Raw genomic sequence first — 19,324 nt, 5'->3', positions numbered from 1 at the left:
TAGCACTTTGTCAATAATCTAAAACCGATAACAGGTCATGCTATCGGTTTTTTTAATGCGGCAGGATGAATCCGCCATATAAAAAGGCAGCCACAATGAGAAAGGCGGGGTGCATTTTGAATTTAGTCATAAAGAGAAAGGAGATCGCGGCAATGGCGAGCGACTGCGCCCAGCCAATGGCTTTTACTGCATCTCCGCCGATTTCCCATGTTAATAAAAGCATCATCATCGCAATGACAGGCTGGACGGATAAGGTCATGCCTTTGACGACAGGGGATTGGCGAAAACGGTCAATCAGCTTGAGCAATAAAATCAATCCAATGGCTGATGGCAGTACAGTTGCAAGCAGTGCCACAATAAAGCCTGGCCAGCCCATGACGTCATAACCGACATATGCCGCGATTTTCGTCGCAATTGGTCCTGGCAGTGCATTGGCTAAAGCAAGCATATTGGAAAATCCTTCGTTCGTCATCCAATGAAAATGGTTGACGATTTCTTCATAATTCAGCGGAATTGATGCAGGTCCTCCGCCATATCCTAATAGATTGGACAAGAAGAATGCCCAGAATAAAAAGAAAATCAGCATCATGAAGACACTCCTTTCTCTTTATTTGGTCGATTCCAGCGTTGTTTCAGTTTGAAATGAAAAGCGCCATAGCATAAAAAGGTGATAACAATGATTCCTGGATGAATGGACAGCACCTGTAGCCCGATAAAGGCAAGAAGGAACAGAGCGATCCCGAAGATCATTCCGAAGCCTTTCAGCGTTTTTTGTCCAAACTCGTATGCCATGATCCCGAGCAGGACGGCAATAACTGGTGTCACGGCGCCAATCATATTTTGAATGATTTGTGAGGAGCTTAAGACGCTGACAAGTGTGACGAGTGCCACCATGGCGAGGCATGTCGGTAAAATATGGGCAGCTGTTGCGACAATTGCGCCGGATACGCCCTTCAATCGATAGCCGAGATATGCTGACATTTTGGTCGCGATCGGACCTGGTAATGCGTTGGCGATGGCGAGTGTTTCTCCAAACTCGTCATCATTGACCCATTGATATTTCACCACCGCTTCATGGCGAATGAGTGGTATGACGGAAGGACCTCCGCCAAAACCGAGAATACCGGTTCGCACCATAGCGATGATGAGTTCGATATATGATTGCAAGTGCTTCAACTCCTGTCTACAATTTCATGCCCATTCGGCTTTTGTATCGTTTAATGAGCATTTGGCAGTCCACACTCACGACGCCTTCTAGCGGGTACAGTTTTTTTGTCAGGAATGTCTCCATTTCCTGTTCATTTTGAAAAATGCCATGCATATGCAGCTTGCTTGGCCCTGTCATGTGATAAAGGCTTGTGACAGCTGTTTCCTGCTCAAGCTGAAGGGCGACTGCTTCTAAAAATTTCGGCTCCACTTCTACATTAAAGAAGACAGAAACATGAATGCCGATCTTAGCAGGATTGATGACCGTTGTGAATCGTTCAATGACGCCTGCTTCAATGAGCTGCTGTATACGGGCTTGTACAGCAACACGTGAAAGACCGACTTGTTTCCCGAGATCTGTATAGGACATACGCCCGTCCTCGTGTAATATGGATAAAATTTGTTTATCTCTTTCATCTAATGTTAAGTTCGGAATGCTATAGTCGTTTGACACCGTATGACCACCTTTCTTCTGTTGATATTTTAGCATATTTCATTACGAATAGAATGAGTGAATTTAAATTTACTAACGAAATGAAATATAATGAAGTGATAAGTATTCTTTTTGCATAAAAAAACACCCCGGAATCACCGGGATGTCTTTATTTTATTGATCTGGACTGCTTTCTGCACTGGCAATTTGTTGTGCGAGGTCAGCTCGATCAATGTCTGCTTGGAAGAATTCCTGCGTATTTGGCAAGTGTAAATTCATATGACGTTTTTGAGAAATTCGGATGGTCACTTGATCAACAGTGTAATCAAAAACGTGTCCGCCGACACTTCGATCGTCATCAATGAAATGAAGATGATATCCACTCACTGCAATACCATGTGCGTACTGCGGTGTACGGAAACCGGCGATCGTTCCTTGAATATCCTCGAAATCGAAGATGGGCTGTGACTTGACTGCTTCCACCATCGGAACGTAAGGTTTTTCCTGTTTTTCGACCGTACGTGTTTGCACCTTTTTGAATGATCCATCAATGCGGATTGCATAAAACACATTCTTACTTGGTAAAATGCGGTCGATTTCTTCTTCTAGCTCTTTGCTCGTCATGGCTGCATCAATTCGATGAACGATATCTGTTTCAAAGAATGCTAAAGAGCAGAAGGGTGAATAGTCTTGATTGGTAACCGGTGTCGCTGTTCCATCCGAGCGCAGTCGGTAGAATGCGCCATCAAAGCCGATCAGCTCTCCATCTAATTGATTGAATGTACCAATACCGAAATCACCGTGCTCGGGAATTTGTGAAAGGGAGAAATCTCCATCATATACGGCTTCCAGCAAAGAGGTCATCGTCGATACTTGATAGACCTCTTGCTGTTTGTCATGTTGTCTTGTGTCGCTGTGTTGATTCATTGGGTGCATCATACCCATATCCGCTCACTCCTTTGGTGTAATGTATGGACATCGTATCAGACGTTCAATGTGCGATTTTCACGAAAGACTTCTGGCCATTTTTGACTGGCGAGGTCTGGGTTGTCTTGATAGTCAATCGGAATATCAATAATAACGGGTCCTTCTATGTTTATACCCTTTTGAAGGACAGTTGAAAGCTCTTCAGGTGAGTTAACCCGTAATCCAGTCGCTCCAAAGCTTTCCGCATACTTCACTAAGTCGATCTGTCCGAATTCAACGCAGGATGTGCGATCATATTTCATTTCCTGCTGAAATGCCACCATGTCGTATGTGCTGTCATTCCAAACAAGGTGAACGAGGTTTGTTTTCATGCGGACGGCTGTTTCTAGCTCCATTGCAGAGAAGAGAAAACCGCCATCACCAGAGACCGAAATGATCTTTTCATCTGGATTCAATATGGAAGCCGCAATGGCCCATGGTAAGGCGACGCCTAATGTTTGCATTCCGTTGCTCACAAGGAATGTGTTCGACTCATAGACGCGGAAGTGACGCGACATCCAAATCGCGTGAGACCCGATATCACAGGTGACCTTCGTGTTATCAGGAATCAGGCGTCTTAATGTATGAATGACATCCAGCGGGTGAGATAGATGACTTTCTCTTTCTGGTGCTTTTTCAATGTCGCTTAACAGCTCCTGTAATTCAGTGACGAATTCAATTTGTTCTTTGCATAGAGAAAGTGGAACACTGTCATGGGCTAGATGTTTAACGGTTTCAGCTATATTGCCGACAAGCTCAAGCGCTGGCTCATAAAAATGATCAATATCTGCCTGCATGTCATCGACATGGATGATCTGTCGCTGCTTCGGCTGAATATTCCAATGCTTCGGATCATATTCAATTGGATCAAAGCCGATGGTTAAAAGGACATCTGCTTGTTCAATGAGAAGATCCCCCGGCTGATTTCTGAATAAACCGATTCTGCCTACATATTGAGACTCGAGCTCTCTTGAGAGAACGCCGGCTCCTTGGTACGTTTCGACAAATGGAATTCCAAGTGTTTTCAATAATGTTCTTGTAGCCTTTGCAGCAGCTGGACGACTTGCTTTCATTCCCACAATGGCAACAGGTAAGTGTGCGTTTTGAATTTTGGCGATAGCCGAGCTGATGAGAGCATCCGGTGCAGGACCTAGTTCTGGAGAAGGGTGAGCAGACACTGGTGTTTGTGTGGTGTGTTCTGTCACGACATCTTGTGGAAAGCTGATAAATGCTGCTCCAGCCTGCCCCTTTTGTGCCGCGCGAAAAGCATTTGTTAAGGCTTCGGGTATATTATGAACGTCTTGTACTTCAACACTGTATTTAGTGACTGGTTTGAATAATGCCGCATTGTCGAGTGATTGATGTGTTCGTTTTAGCCGATCTGCACGAATGACGTTTCCCGCGATTGCGACAACAGGGTCACCTTCTGTATTGGCTGTTAATAGACCTGTTGCTAAATTAGATGCGCCAGGACCTGATGTGACGAGACAAACACCTGGTTTGCCGGTTAAGCGGCCGACAGCAGCTGCCATAAAGGCGGCGTTTTGTTCGTGTCTGCATAGGACAAGCTCTGGACCTCTGTCTTTTAATACATCAAATACGGCGTCAATTTTGGCACCTGGAATTGCAAAAACATGGGTCACACCTTGAGCAATCAGCGTATCAACAATCAATTCTGCTCCTCGTCTTGTTAGGGGTTGTGCTTGAGAATTCATTTACCCCGCACTCCTTTCGGCAAGTAAAATTTTTTATGAAAATATATTTTCATGATATGATTTACTATACATTTCAAAATGGAAAATTTCCAATATCTGTTTAACGTGGTTTTAATATGTTTCACGAATAAGTGTGCGAGGAGTGAAAGGATGGAACTGAGACATTTGCAGTACTTTGTCACAGTAGCGGAGGAGCTGCATTTTGGCAGAGCAGCCGCACGGTTGAATATGACACAGCCGCCACTTAGTCAGCAAATTAAGCAGTTTGAAGAAGAATTGGGGTTTCCTTTGTTTCACCGGTCGAAGCGAGTGGTGGAGCTAACAGCTGCTGGAAAGGTCTTTTTACATGAGGTGCGTGGTGTGCTGCATCAGCTTGATAAAGCCGTTGATCATGCCCGGCATACAGCAAGAGGAGAGCTGGGAAAAATCATCATAGGGTTTGTTGGAACAGCGACGTATGATATTCTGCCGCCAGTTGTACGCGAATTCAGAGAGCTGTATCCCTCTGTCAGTATTGAGCTGGAGCAGCTTTCTGTTCCGCAGCAGCTAGGAGCGCTTTTAAATGGGGAGATTGATATCGGTTTTTTACATCCTACATCTCCTCATGAAGAACTGGTCAGCCGTTTGATGAAGCAAAGTGAATGTATTTTTGCGATTCCGAAAAATCATCCGCTGGCGAAAAAAGAGGCGGTCACGATCGAAGATATTCGTCATGAGCCGATTATTTCTTTATCACAGGAATCATGGCCGTCCCTTTATCAACACTTTGTCCTGCTATGTGAAAAGTACGGGTTTTCTCCGAATATTGTGCAGGAAGCGGCTGAATATCAAATGGTGATTGGCCTTGTCACAGCTGGTATCGGCATTGCGGTCATTCCGAAATCAGCCCGGCGTTTATTTAATCTAGATGTTGTGTATCGGTCCATTGAAGGTGAACAGCTTCTGGCAGAATGGACGATTTCCTATAGACGAGAAAATCATAATCCTGCTTTATTTCATCTTGTCCACCATATCCTGCATCGCACCGAGCCTGAATCAGAGGCATAGAAAAAGAGGTATGGTATGATGTCGATACACCAAAAGGAGGCGTGTCTGAATTGATTACGTTGCAAATGGATCAGCTATCAAGAAAAGAAGCATATAAATTATTATCGGGCTCTATTGTTCCACGACCGATTGCGTTTATTACAAGTCTGTCTAAAGACGATGTTGTCAATGCCGCACCATTTAGTTTCTTTAATGTCATCAGCGGACACCCGCCGCTCCTCGCAGTTTCTATCGGACGACGCGAAGGTCAGATGAAAGACACAGCGCAGCATATGATTGACAGAGGAGAATTTGTAGTCCATGTGAGTGATGAAGCGATAATAGAAGATATTAATGAAACAGCTGCTACGCTGCCACAGGATGAGAGTGAGCTGGATCGAACCGGTCTTCATCAAGTTAAGAGTCATGTCGTGTCAGTGCCGGGCATTCAGGAAGCGCGTATTCGCTTTGAATGTAAGCTTGAAAAGCATCTTACCTTTCAAAATGATGAAGGGGAGATCACAGTCGATCATATCATTGGCCGGGTTGTGTGTGCGCATTTAGATGAGGCTGTGTATGATGCGGAAAAAGGATATGTTTCTACTTCTGAATTGAAGCCAGTCGCACGTTTAGCGGGTAATGATTATGCCCATTTAGGGACGTCATATGTGCTGAAAAGACCAGAATGAAATGAAAAGAAGACAAAGGACTAAAGCCCTTTGTCAACCATCTGTACCCCCGAGGGAAGTCGGGGGTTTTGTGTTTATTTTTTCTGTTCTAGTTTCAGTGGAGCTGCGATGTTCTTTTGTACTTTTTTCCCTTTTAAGACGTCGCTTGCAGCACCGACTGCCAGTTTTCCGATCAGCTCTGGCTGCTGGGCGACTGTGGCAGATAGTTTTCCTGCTTTGATCGAGTTGAGTGCATCTTCGTTTCCGTCAAAGCCAACGACGAGAATGTCTTTTCCAGAGCTTTGAATCGCCTCTAGTGCGCCAAGCGCCATTTCATCATTGTGGGCAAAAACGGCTTTGATGTCAGGGTTTCCTTGAAGGAGGTTTTCCATGACGTTCAACCCTTTTGTTCGGTCGAAGTCAGCTGCTTGTTTTGCTGTCACTTTTAGATCTTTATCTGCTATTTGATGGAATCCTTTTCCGCGTTCACGTGTAGCGGAAGCGCCTGGTACACCTTCTAATTCAGCGACTTTAGCGCCTTTTCCAACCTTGTCGATAATAAAGTTGGCTGCCATTTCGCCGCCTTTGACGTTATCTGAAGCAACCAGTGCTTCTACTTTACCGCTTTCAGCTGAACGGTCTAATGTGATGACAGGAATATCTGAAGCATTCGCTGATTCAACAGCAGTTGAGATGGCAGACGAGTCCGCTGGGTTGATAAGCAATGCGTCGACCCCTTGCTGAATTAAATCTTCTACGTCACTTGTTTGTTTTGCTGAATCATTTTGAGCATCTGCAATGACAACTTCGATGCCAAGCTTTTTCGCTTCTTTCGTCACCCCGTTTTTAAGAGAAACGAAGAATGGATTGTTTAAGGTCGAGATCGAGAGACCGATTTTGATGTCTTTTTTCTTCCCATCTTTTGTTGATTTGGCCCACTCTGGCGGTTCTAGCGAGCAGGCAGAAAGCATGAACAATGAGAGAGTCAGAATGAGAATGAGAAATTTTTTCATAGCAGCTGCCTCCTTAAGCAGATTTCTTTCTGTCTAGTAGGACTGCAATCAAGATGACAATCCCTTTCACAACAGATTGATAGAATGATGATACACCAAGTAAGTTCATACCGTTGTTCAGGACACCGATGATAAGCACCCCGATCAGTGTGCCGACAATTCGCCCTCTTCCGCCGGAAAGGCTTGTCCCGCCAAGTACAACGGCAGCAATTGCATCAAGCTCATAGGACGTACCAGCTGTTGGCTGGGCTGAGTTTAGACGAGATGTTAAGATCGCACCTGCTAGAGCAGACATGAACCCTGCTAATGAATAGATCATAATTTTTACGCGCGGTACTTTGATTCCTGAAATGAGCGCAGCTTTTTCATTCCCACCGATTGCATATGTTCTTCTGCCGAAAGGCGTTTTATGAAGCAGCACCCAGAGCACGATAAAGGTGAGAAGCATCGTGATCGCTGGAACAGGAATGCCTAAGAAATACCCGCGTCCGAATAACTGAAAGGCATAGTTAGATCCGAGTCCTGTAATCGGGTTTCCGTCTGTATAAACAAGTGTTAATCCTCTGAAAATCGTCATCGTGGCAAGTGTTGCGATAAAAGGAGCCATTTTTCCTTTTGTGATTAAAAGACCGTTGACCATCCCAAGAATAGCGCCGATGATACAGCCAACGATAATAGCTAAAATCGGGTCCATACCAGACACGATAAATCCGGCAGTCAGCGCACTAGAAAGTGCTAAAATGGCACCGACCGACAAATCAATTCCTCCTGTTAAAATAACAAACGTCATTCCAAAGGCAATGAGGGCATTAATGGAGATTTGTCTCAGTAAGTTTAAGATGTTTAATGGCTCTAAAAAGGCCGGGTTTAAAATAGAAACAATGGCGACAAGGATGATGAGTCCTAAGAATGGCCCAAGCTTTTGCATGATGTTGTCAAATCGTCCATTTGAAGTAAGTGGTTTCATGTTACTTCCCTCCTGTAGCTAGTGTCATAATTCGTTCTTGTGTTGCGTCTGCTTTATTTAATTCTCCGCTGATGGTTCCTTCATGAATGACAAGCACTCGATCGCTCATCCCTAGAATTTCTGGGAGCTCAGAGGAGACCATTAAAATGGCAACACCTCGATCAGTCAGTTCATTCATTAACTGGTAGATTTCTCGTTTCGCTCCGACGTCGACACCTCTTGTCGGTTCATCTAAAATCAAGACCTTCGGCTGGATGCCGATCCATTTGGCGATGACGACTTTTTGCTGATTTCCACCAGAGAGACTTCGAGCAGAGATTTCAGAGGAAGCCGTTTTAATCGTCAATCTTTTGATGAGCAGGTCAACAAAATCCTGTTCGTTTTTCTTATCGATCAGTCCCTTTGGAGAGAAGCTTTCTAAGTTTGGCAGACCAATGTTTTCTCGAATGGATGCATCCAGCATGAGTCCTTCATCTTTGCGATCCTCTGTGATAAAGCCGATGCCGAGCTTGACGGCATCACTTGGTTTTTTAATGATAGCCTTTTTCCCATGAACCCAGATTTCCCCTTGATCAAGAGGATCAAGACCAAACAGTGACCGCATCATTTCGGTCCTGCCAGCGCCCATTAAGCCTGCAACACCGACGATTTCTCCAGCTTTAACGGAGAAATTGATATCTTGAAATTGTCCTTTTCTTGTCGCTTGCTTCACCTCAAGGATAGTATCTCCTAGAGAAGGCGTTCTCTCAGGGTATCGATCTGTTAATTCGCGGCCGACCATTTTTTTGACGACCTCATGGAAATTTGTTTCAGGTATGGCTTTCGTATCGACCGTTTTCCCATCGCGCATGATGGTAATCCGGTCACAGATCGCAAAAATTTCCTCCATACGGTGAGAAATATAGACGATGGATACGCCTTCCTTTTTGAGAGATTCAATGACCTGAAAGAGCTTTTCAATCTCACGGTCTGTAAGAGCTGCTGTTGGCTCATCCATGATGATGACCTTCGCTTCCGTCATTAATGCCTTTGCAATCTCAATCATCTGTTTTTGTCCAACAGAGCAGCTGCCTGCCTCTTGATCAAGCGAGAGGTTCACAGACAATCGGTCCAGCTGGCTTTGGGCAAGAACCTTCATTTTCTTTGTGTCTAGCAATCCAAATTTCGTATAGATTTCTTTCCCGATGAATAGGTTTTCCAAGACGGTCATATCTGGCCATATGTTGAGCTCTTGATGAATAAAGGCGATGCCGTGTTGTTCCGCTTCCTTCGGATTTTTGAAAGCGGTTTCTTTCCCGTCGATTTGAATCGTTCCCTGGTCTAATGAATAAAGACCTGTGAGCAGGTTCATTAAAGTTGATTTTCCTGCGCCATTTTCACCCATGAGCGCGTGAACCTCACCTGTGACGAGGTCAAAGGAGACCCCGGAAAGAACGGTGTTTTTTCCAAAGGCCTTATGGATGTTATGCATCTCAATGTTCATATCTGGCTCCTCCTTTTAAAAGATGACACCGGCATGAAGAATGCAGTTTGCGTATGGGGTGGCTTCACCCGTGCGAATGACTGCTTTTGCCTGTTTGGTCATATCTTTAAACGTCTCGTGGTCTACATCATGTAATGGCTGTGAGAACGCTTTCTTTAGAAATAGATGATCTCGCTCATTGGCTTCTTTGATTTCACTAGCTACAGTAATGTGTTCAACCGCCATTTCTTGAAGAAGGAGGGAGGTGACCTCCTGAAAGGACGGTGTGCCGATTGATAGTGCCAGGTCGATTTTGACTGGACCTTCTGGAATCGGCAGGCCGCAGTCTGCGATGACGATTGTATCTGTATGACCAAGGTCAGCAAGTACCTTGGCGATATGACTGTTTAAGATGCCGTTTTTTTTCATTTTTTTCTCTCCAGTTCTTCTCTTGTTGGCATGCCGCCTTGTGCACCGAACTTGGTGACAGACATTGATGCTGCAAGGTTAGCGAATGCAAGTGCGTCATAGAGAGATTTGCCTTCTGTTAAGGCAACAGCCAAGGCTCCGTTAAAGGTATCGCCTGCTCCTGTTGTATCTACTGCTTCGACTGGAAATCCTGGGACGAGCACTTCTTTCAATCCGTCAAAATATCGAACCCCATTTTTCCCTTCTGTAATCAGTAATTTGTTAGGATATTGACGCAAGGCGTCTTCAATTGGGAGTCCGTTAAACATGAGAACAGCCTCGTGCTCATTCGGTGTAATGTAGGCAGCCTGGTCTAAAACTTGCTGCGACACTTTGCGGGCAGGTGCAGGGTTTAAAATCACAGGGATTTCTTTTCCGCTGCAAATGGCGCAGACAGCTTCGACCGTTTCTTCAGGTATCTCCTGCTGAATGAGCACTATTCCAATATCATCTATTGTAGAAAGTGCTTCTCTTACATAGTCAGGAGTGACCTCGTCATTTGCCCCTTTGACCACGACAATGCTGTTATCACCTTCCGCTAAAATGATATGAGCCGTGCCGCTTTCCATTTCGGTAACCGGTTTCATATATGAGGTGCGGACCCCTTGGTCTTGTAGATTGCTGAGAATATCTTGACCATAAGCGTCATCACCGACCCGGCCGACCATGTATACATCAGCACCGAGTCTGGCACTGGCGACTGCTTGATTGGCGCCTTTTCCGCCTGGGACGGTTTTAAATGATTCGCCTAACACTGTTTCACCGGCATTTGGCCGTTTATCCGAAGTGACGACTAAATCCATTGAACAGCTTCCTACTACGACAATATGACTCATTGTGAATCCACCTTTCTTGTGGTCTCTCGTTCAATAAAAGAGACGGGCATTTGAATAACTGGTTGATCTATAGGTTGTTTCTGAATCGCTTTAATTAACAGCTGCGCCGCTTCTTTTCCCATCTCATAGGCAGGCTGCCTAATTGTCGATAGGGAAGGGAAGAGCAGCTCGCTTTGCGGAATATCGTCAAACCCAATGATTTGAACATCCTCTGGAACGGCTTTTCCGATCCGAAGTGCTTCGTGTATGACCGCTGTTGCGACAATGTCATTACTGGCAATGATGCCATCTGTTTCAGGGTACAGCTGGAAAAGAGCCTTGGCACTCTTACGGGCTTCTTGAAAAGAAAATGAAGCATTAGACATCACATGGAAGTCGACACCCTTTTCGGTCAGTACATCGAGTGCACCCTTGAATCTCTGCCTCGCTGTTTGAAGGTGGGCAGGTCCTTTCAGCAGTGTGATCTGCCGGCTGCCGCGCCTGATTAATTCCATTGCAGCCATTTTCCCGCCAGCTGCAGTATCTGCAGATACAGAAGGTGCATGCGAGACGGTTCGATCTAAGAACACAACCGGCAATTCATCATCATTGTATATATCTGATTCAGGTTCGTTTGTGACAGCGATGACACCGACCACTTGATTTTGTTTAAAGGTTTGTAAATAAGCCAATTCCTTTTCTCGATCTTCATCACTGTTTCCGAATAATAACCGAAAACCTTGCGCATGAATCTCATCCTCTACGCCTCTAGCAAGCTGAGGAAAGAAGGGGTTTGTGATATCAGGCAAGATCAAACCGATTAAGCGGGATTCTCTTTTGAAAAGGGATCTAGCCACTTCATTGGGAAAGTAGTTCAGCTCCTGCATCGCTTGTGTCACGCGGGTTTTCGTATCTGTATGGACATATCCAGTATCGTTAAGCACGCGAGACACAGTGGCAACAGACACTTGTGCAGCTTTTGCAACATCTTTAATGGTAGCCAATGGAGTGCCTCCCTTCGTGAATGTGTAACCGTTTACACAAATAGATTATCATGAAAGCTTTTAAATGACAATCTTAAAAAAATAAAAAAAGAAAAGAAAGATGAACTCTTCCTTTTCTTAACTAATAATCCCTGTTTCTGTAATATTCACTTTGATTTTTGGGATGATTTTTACATTTGGATAATCCGTAACCCAGTTCATCTTCATGAATTCATCATAGTGTCTTACCCGATATTTTCTGCCTAGGCTAAGGACGTCAGAGTTTGCTTCTTGCAGGGAGGCCACGACTTTTTCTGCTTCTTTTGTCAAAATCGCGGAAAGCCTTTTGTTGAGCATTTTAATTTTTTTATCTGTGTCTAGATTATCTTTCGGGTATTCAAGGACAGAGGTCGTGAATTCATACTCAAGAGAAAAGGTTAAGTTTCGATGGTCAGGATTGATAATGTTGATGTCTCTCTTTGAATCTGTCACTTGAATGGTGATGTAATTGTTCTCCTTTGATTTCATATCACTTCTTACTTTTTTAGTGAAGTTCGCATATTTGCCCATATTCTCGTCCATGACAGTGAGAAGAATGGCATCTTGTCCGTACAGCTCACCTTTCTTTTTCTCATTATCAAATAGGGCGACGCCTTTTACACTCGTTAGTTTTTTCTCTTGATCATAGTAGAGTAACGGCAGTGTGAAATCCTCTCCGGTTTGCAGCATTTTGGAACGAATGCTTTGCATGTTTTTAGGTGCTACTTGGGAGGATTGAGATGCAGTGGTGATGAGGTTATTTAAATAATCGCTCACAATGACCTTTTCCTTGAGGAGCTGGTCGATTAATTCCACACAGGTTCCCCCCTGTACCACTGCAAGATTGGCGAGCAAAGGACTTTTTGGATCTCGATAGAACATATCTAAATAGGGGAGAAGGCTATTTTGAGCAAATTCATCACCGATTAGCATGACTCGCATTTTTGATATATCAATTTTTTGATCGACAATTCGGCTGAAGTTGGTTCTTGCTTTTCTTAATGTAGGAGCTTCAGTTGTAAGAACAGTGGTTAAATAGCTGCCTGTATTTCCTTGCGCCATGCTTTGAGACTGCTGTACTTTACGATAGGTGATGGAGAACTTCGCATTGTCGTCTTCTCCTTGATCAACCGTAGACGTTAACACAAGAGAGATATTTTTTAATAAGTTTTGATCCCAGCAGCCAGGCATGAAGATAAGCGATATACACATGAGGAGCGTCAGCGAAAACTTATGACGCATGCGATTTCACCTTCCCTTTAAGATGTTTGATAAAAATGATGATGGCCATAATGATCGGCAGTGTGTAAATAACTGAAATTTGAGCAATGGTCGTAAAGTCGTTAAAGCGCTGTATTCTAAAGTTATCGTTTGCGAGAAAACAGCAAGCCGCGTAGATGAAAATGGCAAAATAATAGACATATTTTTTATGCTCTTTTTTATTAAGTAGGCTCGCTAGGCCATTGGCACAGAAGTGAAGGTAATTGCTGAGTGTGGCAAGAATGACAAACACCCAGAAACTTAGAAAAATTAAATCTGTTCGTTCAATGATTCCGAATGTAATGGTCTTTAATAGATAAAGCACAGGATTTGGTATGATATCAAGCTCAATCGGGCTGAAGAACATAAAACAAATCAATGTAATAAATAGGTAGAAAAGCGTCGTGCATATATTTGAAATCGTCATGACCTTATACCGTTCTTTGATGGAACCTTTCATGAATGGAGAGATGATGAGAATCATTTCAAAGCCGTTCATCGAGAGCACCACATCTTTCAATCCAAGCTGGAACTGAGACAAATCCGTCTGGAAGAAAGGCATGAGGTAGTCAATATTGGTTCCTTTTAACGAATAGAACATGAGTAAAGACAACATGAGCAAAAAGGGGGTCAAGATAAAGTTAAACCTGACGATCGCTGTGATTTTTTCTTTTGCGATGTAGATGATGGAGATCGTCAGCAATAAATTAATGACCCAGTTTGGCGTAAGCGGCAGTACCCATATACCAAGTATTCTGGTGAAAATGGAGAGAACAACAATGCAGATCGAGGCAAAATAAACTGTATAAAGCCCGATTAAAATATGCCCTATCCATTTCCCATAGACTTTGATTAATGCTTGGAAGAACGATATGTCAGGATATTTTTGAATGATATAAATGAAAATGGTATTGATGATTTGAATAAATACGCCGGCTAAGATAATCGCCATCCAGCCATCGTGCCCCATGTCTTTCATCAGCAAATGGGGAAGCGCTAAAATCCCAACACCAATTTGAGATTGGATGAGAAAAAAGATCGCTTGAGATGGAGATATTTTATTTTTCATTTTTCTTTTCCCACCCTCTCAAATTTTCAATTTGTTTTTTCCTTTGCGGATTTAAATAAACAGGACGCTGTTTGTACATCCACATAGGTAGTCGAATGACGGTGTCCTTTAAATCCTGCCAGTTAAAAGGTGTAACAGGTGATAAGTACGGTACACCTAATGATTCTAGGCGGCATAAATTCATGAGGACGATGGCCAGGCCAAATGAAATGCCGATAAAGCCAAACATTGACGCCATGAACATGAGCGGAAAACGCAGCATCCTGATGGTAGACGTCATTTCAAATGAAGGAAGGACAAAGGAAGCAACGGCAGTCACGGCAACGACAACGATAAGGACATTCGAGATGAGTCCTGCTTGTACTACCGCATCCCCAATGACCAAACCGCCTACGATCCCAATGGTCTGTCCAATTGGTTTTGGCAGACGCACCCCGGCTTCCCGTATGAGTTCAATAGTAATTTCCATCAGCATGGCTTCGATTAAAGGAGGGAAGGGAATCCCAATAATAGAATTCTTCATGGTTACGGCGAGTTCATCAGGGACCACCTCATAATGAAATCCAATCACCGCAATATAAAAAGATGGCAGTATGACTGCGATGATGCAGGCGAGATAACGCAAAATACGGATAAATGTAGCTGGAATCCAGCGGCTATTATAATCATCTGGTGATTGAAAGAAACTAAAAAAGGTGACAGGAAGAATAATTGCCATAGGGCTCCCGTCCATCAGCACTACAATACGACCTTCAAGAATGGCAGATCTCACCTTATCAGGACGTTCTGTATCAATCAGCTGCGGAAAAATAGAAAATGAATCATCTTCGATCGCCTCAACAATAGAACCAGGACTAATCAGCGTGTCTACTTTAATAGAAGAGATCCGTCTGTTTACCTCTTCTACCTTTTCCTGATTCGCTACATCAGAAATATAAACAATCGCAAGCTTTGTTTCTGATTTTGTACCGACCTTATGGTACTGAATGGCGAGCTTCCGATCATTTAAGTGAGAACGCAGTAAATATATATTCGTATCCAAACTTTCCACAAATCCATCATGAGCACCCGCAATGATGCTTTCTGATGAAGGCTCAGAAATAGAGCGAAGCGGCGGCTGCCCGACAGCAAATAATTTGATCTGCGAGGAATTTTCATCAAGAAAGGCAATGCTTCCTGCAATAATACTGTCAGTGATCAGAGTCAAGTCGCCTGTTTCAAGCGTACTAAGAGACTTTGTATAATCTTGTTTTCCAGGAGGACCTAACAAGTTACCGATAATAAAGTTGTTCAGTTTGCCTTCATCAATTCTTGTTTTAATAAAAAACAGGACAGATTTCGTTTCATTCACCATTAACTCTCGGTATTCAAAATCGCCGCTTTGCTGAAATGTTTTTTTCAGAATCCGGATTTTTTCCTCGAAGCTGCCTGATAAAAAATGCAACCGTGTTTGCTCATTGCTGTTTGGCATCTTTAGCCTCCTCTCACAGATTTTTTAACCTTAGTGTAAGCGGGGAAGCTGATTTTATTCGTCGCCTTTGGGGAAAGCATGACATGAATTGACAACTTTCAACTAAAATCATATTAAAAATGTTAAGAAATGATGAATCTTGATAAAAACAAATGAATAATATTTCATTATGTGGGTCATAAGGAGCGAATATCGTAAAGAGAAGGCATTTCGAAATGATCAATAATTTACATCTTATCCCAATTTTTTGTGACCCTGAAATAAGCATATGACTTGATTTTTTATGAGGTGACCTTTGTCATAGGTCAACGTGTAGCGTTCTAACCGATGAGGATGACTTTCTAACCTGTTCCTTCAAAAATCGAAAACATTCCAAAACACGCACTATTCATTTAAAGCGCTGATATGACTGATGTTATAGAGTTTAAAGGGCTTTAAAACATTGATTCAAAATACATCTTAACAATTGTCAAAAAATTTAGGGAGAAAAGGACAAAAGATTTTTCGATGCTTGATGGTAACGCTTACTCTTGATTGAAGCCGAAATTCAGGCTGATTTTTGTCCGTCTTTTGACCTTTTCATTTAAAGAGGAGCTAGGTCAATACACCTTCTGATTAGAGGAATTTGGCATACGAGGAAGTGAAAGATTATGTTACATAATACCGATTGTGATTTTATGCTGAACCTATATACTGTTGATTGAATTTACATATCACACTCATAAAAAAAGGAGATGTAGATAAGCGATGTGGTTAATCGTTATAGCCTGTGTCATCATGTTAGGGATTGGCTTTATTGAAAAGAAGCGTCACCAGAAAAATATCGATGCCCTACCGGTGCGCGTCAATATTAATGGTATTCGCGGAAAGTCTACCGTTACAAGATTGACAACCGGTATCTTAATGGAGGCAGGTTATAAAACTGTCGGCAAAACAACGGGAACAGATGCAAGAATGATTTATTGGGATACGCCAGAGGAGAAACCGATTAAAAGGAAACCGCAAGGACCGAATATCGGTGAGCAGAAGGAAGTTATGAGAGAAACCGTTGAAAGAGGAGCAAATGCCATCGTCAGTGAATGTATGGCGGTAAATCCAGATTACCAAATCATCTTTCAGGAAGAGCTGCTTCAAGCGAATATTGGCGTGATCGTAAACGTTCTTGAAGATCATATGGACGTTATGGGGCCGACACTTGATGAAATAGCAGAAGCCTTTACAGCGACAATTCCTTACAATGGACACTTGGTTATTACGGATAGTGAATATACGGATTTCTTTAAAGAGATTGCGAAAAAACGCAATACAGAAGTCATTGTTGCAGATAATTCCAAGATTTCTGATGAGTATTTACGGAAATTTGAGTACATGGTCTTCCCAGATAATGCCTCACTTGCACTTGGTGTTGCACAGGCATTGGGAATTGATGAAGATACGGCATTCCGAGGAATGTTAAATGCGCCGCCTGATCCAGGAGCGATGAGAATTCTTCCATTAATGGATGCGAAAACGCCTGGACACTTTGTAAATGGTTTTGCGGCAAATGACGCATCATCTACATTGAACATTTGGAAGCGTGTGAAAGAAATTGGATATCCAACAGATGAACCGATTATTATCATGAACTGCCGTGCGGATCGTGTAGATCGAACGATCCAGTTTGCGGAGGATGTACTTCCTTATATTGAAGCAAGTGATCTCGTCTTAATTGGTGAAACAACAGATCCAATTGTAAAGGCATATGAGGATGGAAAAATTCCGGCTGACCACTTACACAACCTTGAATATCAATCTACAGAAGAAATTATGAACATGCTTGAGAAAAAGCTTCATAATCGAGTGGTTTATGGAGTCGGCAATATTCATGGTGCCGCTGAACCGTTAATCGAAAAAATTCAAGAATACAAAATTAAGCAGCTTGTCAGCTAGGAGGAAATATAGAAAATGTTCGGATCAGATCTTTATATCTCGTTAATTTTAGGTGTTCTACTTAGTTTAATCTTTGCAGAAAAAACAGGAATCGTACCAGCTGGACTTGTTGTCCCAGGTTATCTGGCGCTTGTATTTAACCAGCCAGTCTTCATTTTAGTTGTCTTATCTGTCAGCTTGCTTACGTATGTCATCGTTCGCTTTGGTCTATCGAAATTTATGATTTTATACGGACGCAGAAAGTTTGCTGCGATGCTGATTACAGGGATTGCCTTAAAGCTAGTCTTTGATTTCTTCTATCCAGTGGTCCCATTTGAAATAGCAGAATTCCGCGGAATCGGTATTATCGTTCCTGGATTGATTGCAAATACGATTCAAAAGCAAGGTCTTACGATGACCCTTGGAAGCACGTTACTTCTAAGTGGTGCAACATTTGCCATCATGTATGTTTACTATCTATTTTAAGATAAGGTGTGTCCAATGATGAATAAAAAATTGAGCTTTCAGGAAAAGCTGCTGAAAATCACAAAGAACCAAAAGAAAAAAACGAATAAACACGTGCTGATTGCTTTACCGATCGTCATTGCTTGTACATTTCTATTTACGTTTATCGGGCAAGCAAAAGTGCCAACTGTACAAAAGAATCCAGAAAACATCCTGACCGCTTCGTTTGTCGGTGACATTATGTTTGGAAGAAACGTAGAGAAAGTAACCGACCGCTATGGAAAACAGCATCTCTTTCGCTATGCCAAGCCATACTTCGATGTGTCAGATTATGTGACTGGTAACTTTGAGCATCCAGTCGCATCAGACCGGGAACAAGCGGCGCAAAAGAATATTCATTTAAAAACGGATGAGGATTCGGTCAAAGCGTTGAAGGATTTGAATTTCTCTGTATTAAACTTTGCGAATAACCATGCGGCAGACTATGGTGAAAAAGGGCTGAACAAAACGATTGATGCCTTTAAACAAGCTGACATGGATTATACAGGCGCAGGCCTTAACCTTCAGGATGCGAAGCAGAACATTTCGTATAAAGAAGTAAATGGTGTCAAAATCGCTACACTTGGTTTTACAGATGTGTATGGGAAAGATTTTAAAGCAACGAATCGCCAGGCGGGTATCTTGCCAGCCGACCCATCTATCTTTATTCCGATGATTTCGCAGGCTGCTGAAAAGGCAGATGTCGTCGTTGTTCATGCTCACTGGGGACAGGAGTACAACAATGAGGTAAACGATAGACAAAGAGAATTGGCAAGAGCGATGTCTAAGGCTGGTGCTGATATCATTATCGGTGCTCATCCGCACGTTCTTGAGCCAATGGAAGTCTATAACGGCACGGCGATCTTCTATAGCTTAGGAAACTTTATTTTTGACCAAGGCTGGTCAAGAACACGTGATTCTGCACTTGTTCAGTATCATCTGAATGGAGATGGAAAAGCGACATTTGAAGTGGTCCCAATGTACATCAAAGAAGCAACACCTGCTCCGGTTAAAGCAGGATCATTTGAATCAAAATCCATTATCCGTATGCTGACAAATGGTACGAATGCGGATTGGAAAGAAAAAGACGGACACATTTTCTTTGAAGTAGATCACGCTGATAAAGTTAAACACTTAAAAGAAAACGGAGGGAAAGAGAAGAAATGAAATTTCTAAAAGCAAGCTGGCCGTTTGTTGCGTTAATTTTAGTCTTTGTCTTTATGTCTGCTTTTAAATTTAGTGACAGCCTCACAGATCATGAAAAACAAAAGATCTCGGTTGAAATGCAGAAAATCGAACAACAAAAACAGTCAAAAACGGAAGCAAGTAAATAACTCTAACGAGCATAGAG

At 42.8% G+C, this 19,324-nt stretch carries 20 protein-coding genes; 6 read left to right on the top strand and 14 right to left on the bottom strand.

The features are described 5' to 3' along the window. Positions 1-52: 52 nt before the first annotated feature. From MKZ05_RS16530 to alsS, 5 genes are all read right to left on the bottom strand, one after another. Entirely contained in the window at positions 53-586 is a 534-nt protein-coding gene (locus MKZ05_RS16530) for a chromate transporter (protein WP_327839546.1), read from the bottom strand. After that, positions 586-1,176: a chromate transporter gene (locus MKZ05_RS16525; RefSeq protein ID WP_327839548.1), complete on the bottom strand. Its 591-nt coding sequence runs from the start codon at positions 1,174-1,176 to the stop codon at positions 586-588. The genes MKZ05_RS16530 and MKZ05_RS16525 overlap by 1 nt, the downstream gene beginning before the upstream one ends. A gap of 7 nt (positions 1,177-1,183) precedes the next feature. Further along, positions 1,184-1,660 (bottom strand): Lrp/AsnC family transcriptional regulator, encoded by a 477-nt coding sequence (locus MKZ05_RS16520; RefSeq protein ID WP_003214832.1) that lies wholly within the window; start codon positions 1,658-1,660, stop codon positions 1,184-1,186. Between the two features lie 153 nt (positions 1,661-1,813). Further along, positions 1,814-2,584 (bottom strand): acetolactate decarboxylase, encoded by a 771-nt coding sequence (budA, locus tag MKZ05_RS16515; RefSeq protein WP_106030112.1) that lies wholly within the window; start codon positions 2,582-2,584, stop codon positions 1,814-1,816. Between the two features lie 38 nt (positions 2,585-2,622). Continuing rightward, positions 2,623-4,320: an acetolactate synthase AlsS gene (gene alsS, locus MKZ05_RS16510; protein WP_327839550.1), complete on the bottom strand. Its 1,698-nt coding sequence runs from the start codon at positions 4,318-4,320 to the stop codon at positions 2,623-2,625. 150 nt (positions 4,321-4,470) lie between these two features. Between alsS and alsR the strand changes: the two genes are divergently transcribed. After that, positions 4,471-5,367 (top strand): acetoin biosynthesis transcriptional regulator AlsR, encoded by an 897-nt coding sequence (gene alsR, locus MKZ05_RS16505; RefSeq protein ID WP_065097893.1) that lies wholly within the window; start codon positions 4,471-4,473, stop codon positions 5,365-5,367. Between the two features lie 50 nt (positions 5,368-5,417). Next, a complete protein-coding gene (locus tag MKZ05_RS16500; RefSeq protein ID WP_137054509.1) occupies positions 5,418-6,035 on the top strand; it encodes a flavin reductase family protein in 618 nt (205 codons plus the stop codon). A gap of 74 nt (positions 6,036-6,109) precedes the next feature. On the opposite strand, the gene rbsB is transcribed toward MKZ05_RS16500, so the two are convergent. From rbsB to MKZ05_RS16455, 9 genes are all read right to left on the bottom strand, one after another. Then, a complete protein-coding gene (gene rbsB, locus MKZ05_RS16495) occupies positions 6,110-7,027 on the bottom strand; it encodes a ribose ABC transporter substrate-binding protein RbsB (RefSeq protein WP_327839553.1) in 918 nt (305 codons plus the stop codon). A gap of 13 nt (positions 7,028-7,040) precedes the next feature. Beyond that, positions 7,041-7,994 carry a ribose ABC transporter permease RbsC gene (gene rbsC, locus MKZ05_RS16490; RefSeq protein ID WP_003215300.1) on the bottom strand — a complete coding sequence of 318 codons (954 nt, stop codon included), beginning with the start codon at positions 7,992-7,994 and terminating at the stop codon, positions 7,041-7,043. A gap of 1 nt (position 7,995) precedes the next feature. Further along, complete coding sequence (locus MKZ05_RS16485; RefSeq protein WP_050944406.1) at positions 7,996-9,477, bottom strand: sugar ABC transporter ATP-binding protein; 1,482 nt, start codon at positions 9,475-9,477, stop codon at positions 7,996-7,998. Positions 9,478-9,492: 15 nt separating this feature from the next. Next, positions 9,493-9,885, bottom strand: a complete 393-nt coding sequence (gene rbsD, locus MKZ05_RS16480) for a D-ribose pyranase (protein ID WP_251190719.1) — start codon at positions 9,883-9,885, stop codon at positions 9,493-9,495. Continuing rightward, positions 9,882-10,760, bottom strand: coding sequence for a ribokinase (gene rbsK / locus MKZ05_RS16475; protein ID WP_268459192.1), 879 nt, complete (start codon positions 10,758-10,760; stop codon positions 9,882-9,884). The genes rbsD and rbsK overlap by 4 nt, the downstream gene beginning before the upstream one ends. After that, the gene (locus tag MKZ05_RS16470; RefSeq protein WP_003215185.1) at positions 10,757-11,743 is read right to left on the bottom strand and encodes a LacI family DNA-binding transcriptional regulator; all 987 of its coding nucleotides are present in this window, start codon (positions 11,741-11,743) and stop codon (positions 10,757-10,759) included. The genes rbsK and MKZ05_RS16470 overlap by 4 nt, the downstream gene beginning before the upstream one ends. Before the next feature lie 117 nt (positions 11,744-11,860). Continuing rightward, positions 11,861-13,003, bottom strand: a complete 1,143-nt coding sequence (locus MKZ05_RS16465) for a Ger(x)C family spore germination protein (protein ID WP_284907402.1) — start codon at positions 13,001-13,003, stop codon at positions 11,861-11,863. Beyond that, complete coding sequence (locus tag MKZ05_RS16460; protein ID WP_284907401.1) at positions 12,993-14,090, bottom strand: endospore germination permease; 1,098 nt, start codon at positions 14,088-14,090, stop codon at positions 12,993-12,995. Before MKZ05_RS16460 ends, MKZ05_RS16465 begins: the two co-directional genes overlap by 11 nt. After that, positions 14,080-15,561 (bottom strand): spore germination protein, encoded by a 1,482-nt coding sequence (locus MKZ05_RS16455; RefSeq protein WP_284907400.1) that lies wholly within the window; start codon positions 15,559-15,561, stop codon positions 14,080-14,082. The genes MKZ05_RS16460 and MKZ05_RS16455 overlap by 11 nt, the downstream gene beginning before the upstream one ends. A gap of 747 nt (positions 15,562-16,308) precedes the next feature. Here MKZ05_RS16455 and pgsB point away from each other — a divergent pair. Genes pgsB through MKZ05_RS16435 form a run of 4 tightly spaced genes read left to right on the top strand, consistent with a single transcriptional unit; the run spans position 16,309 to position 19,307 of the window. Further along, entirely contained in the window at positions 16,309-17,490 is a 1,182-nt protein-coding gene (pgsB, locus tag MKZ05_RS16450) for a poly-gamma-glutamate synthase PgsB (RefSeq protein ID WP_012011489.1), read from the top strand. A 15-nt stretch (positions 17,491-17,505) separates the two neighbouring features. After that, on the top strand, positions 17,506-17,955 hold the full coding sequence (gene pgsC, locus MKZ05_RS16445; RefSeq protein ID WP_003213696.1) for a poly-gamma-glutamate biosynthesis protein PgsC: 450 nt from the start codon (positions 17,506-17,508) through the stop codon (positions 17,953-17,955). Between the two features lie 18 nt (positions 17,956-17,973). After that, on the top strand, positions 17,974-19,140 hold the full coding sequence (locus tag MKZ05_RS16440; protein WP_327839558.1) for a CapA family protein: 1,167 nt from the start codon (positions 17,974-17,976) through the stop codon (positions 19,138-19,140). Then, a complete protein-coding gene (locus MKZ05_RS16435) occupies positions 19,137-19,307 on the top strand; it encodes a hypothetical protein (RefSeq protein WP_003213661.1) in 171 nt (56 codons plus the stop codon). Before MKZ05_RS16440 ends, MKZ05_RS16435 begins: the two co-directional genes overlap by 4 nt. Positions 19,308-19,324: the final 17 nt, after the last annotated feature.

This window comes from Bacillus sp. FSL M8-0277, from assembly GCF_037975305.1.
Taxonomy (GTDB): domain Bacteria; phylum Bacillota; class Bacilli; order Bacillales; family Bacillaceae; genus Bacillus; species Bacillus pumilus.
This window is presented reverse-complemented; position numbering and strand designations above follow the sequence as displayed.

Excerpts from the sequence above, each read along its gene's own strand:
- MKZ05_RS16530 (WP_327839546.1), bottom strand. The coding sequence starts at position 586 with ATGCTGATTTTCTTTTTATTCTGGGCATTCTTCTTGTCCAATCTATTA.
- budA (WP_106030112.1), bottom strand. The coding sequence starts at position 2,584 with ATGGGTATGATGCACCCAATGAATCAACACAGCGACACAAGACAACAT.
- alsS (WP_327839550.1), bottom strand. The coding sequence starts at position 4,320 with ATGAATTCTCAAGCACAACCCCTAACAAGACGAGGAGCAGAATTGATT.
- alsR (WP_065097893.1), top strand. The coding sequence starts at position 4,471 with ATGGAACTGAGACATTTGCAGTACTTTGTCACAGTAGCGGAGGAGCTG.
- rbsB (WP_327839553.1), bottom strand. The coding sequence starts at position 7,027 with ATGAAAAAATTTCTCATTCTCATTCTGACTCTCTCATTGTTCATGCTT.
- rbsC (WP_003215300.1), bottom strand. The coding sequence starts at position 7,994 with ATGAAACCACTTACTTCAAATGGACGATTTGACAACATCATGCAAAAG.
- MKZ05_RS16485 (WP_050944406.1), bottom strand. The coding sequence starts at position 9,477 with ATGAACATTGAGATGCATAACATCCATAAGGCCTTTGGAAAAAACACC.
- rbsD (WP_251190719.1), bottom strand. The coding sequence starts at position 9,885 with ATGAAAAAAAACGGCATCTTAAACAGTCATATCGCCAAGGTACTTGCT.
- rbsK (WP_268459192.1), bottom strand. The coding sequence starts at position 10,760 with ATGAGTCATATTGTCGTAGTAGGAAGCTGTTCAATGGATTTAGTCGTC.
- MKZ05_RS16465 (WP_284907402.1), bottom strand. The coding sequence starts at position 13,003 with ATGCGTCATAAGTTTTCGCTGACGCTCCTCATGTGTATATCGCTTATC.
- MKZ05_RS16460 (WP_284907401.1), bottom strand. The coding sequence starts at position 14,090 with ATGAAAAATAAAATATCTCCATCTCAAGCGATCTTTTTTCTCATCCAA.
- MKZ05_RS16455 (WP_284907400.1), bottom strand. The coding sequence starts at position 15,561 with ATGCCAAACAGCAATGAGCAAACACGGTTGCATTTTTTATCAGGCAGC.
- pgsB (WP_012011489.1), top strand. The coding sequence starts at position 16,309 with ATGTGGTTAATCGTTATAGCCTGTGTCATCATGTTAGGGATTGGCTTT.
- pgsC (WP_003213696.1), top strand. The coding sequence starts at position 17,506 with ATGTTCGGATCAGATCTTTATATCTCGTTAATTTTAGGTGTTCTACTT.
- MKZ05_RS16440 (WP_327839558.1), top strand. The coding sequence starts at position 17,974 with ATGAATAAAAAATTGAGCTTTCAGGAAAAGCTGCTGAAAATCACAAAG.
- MKZ05_RS16435 (WP_003213661.1), top strand. The coding sequence starts at position 19,137 with ATGAAATTTCTAAAAGCAAGCTGGCCGTTTGTTGCGTTAATTTTAGTC.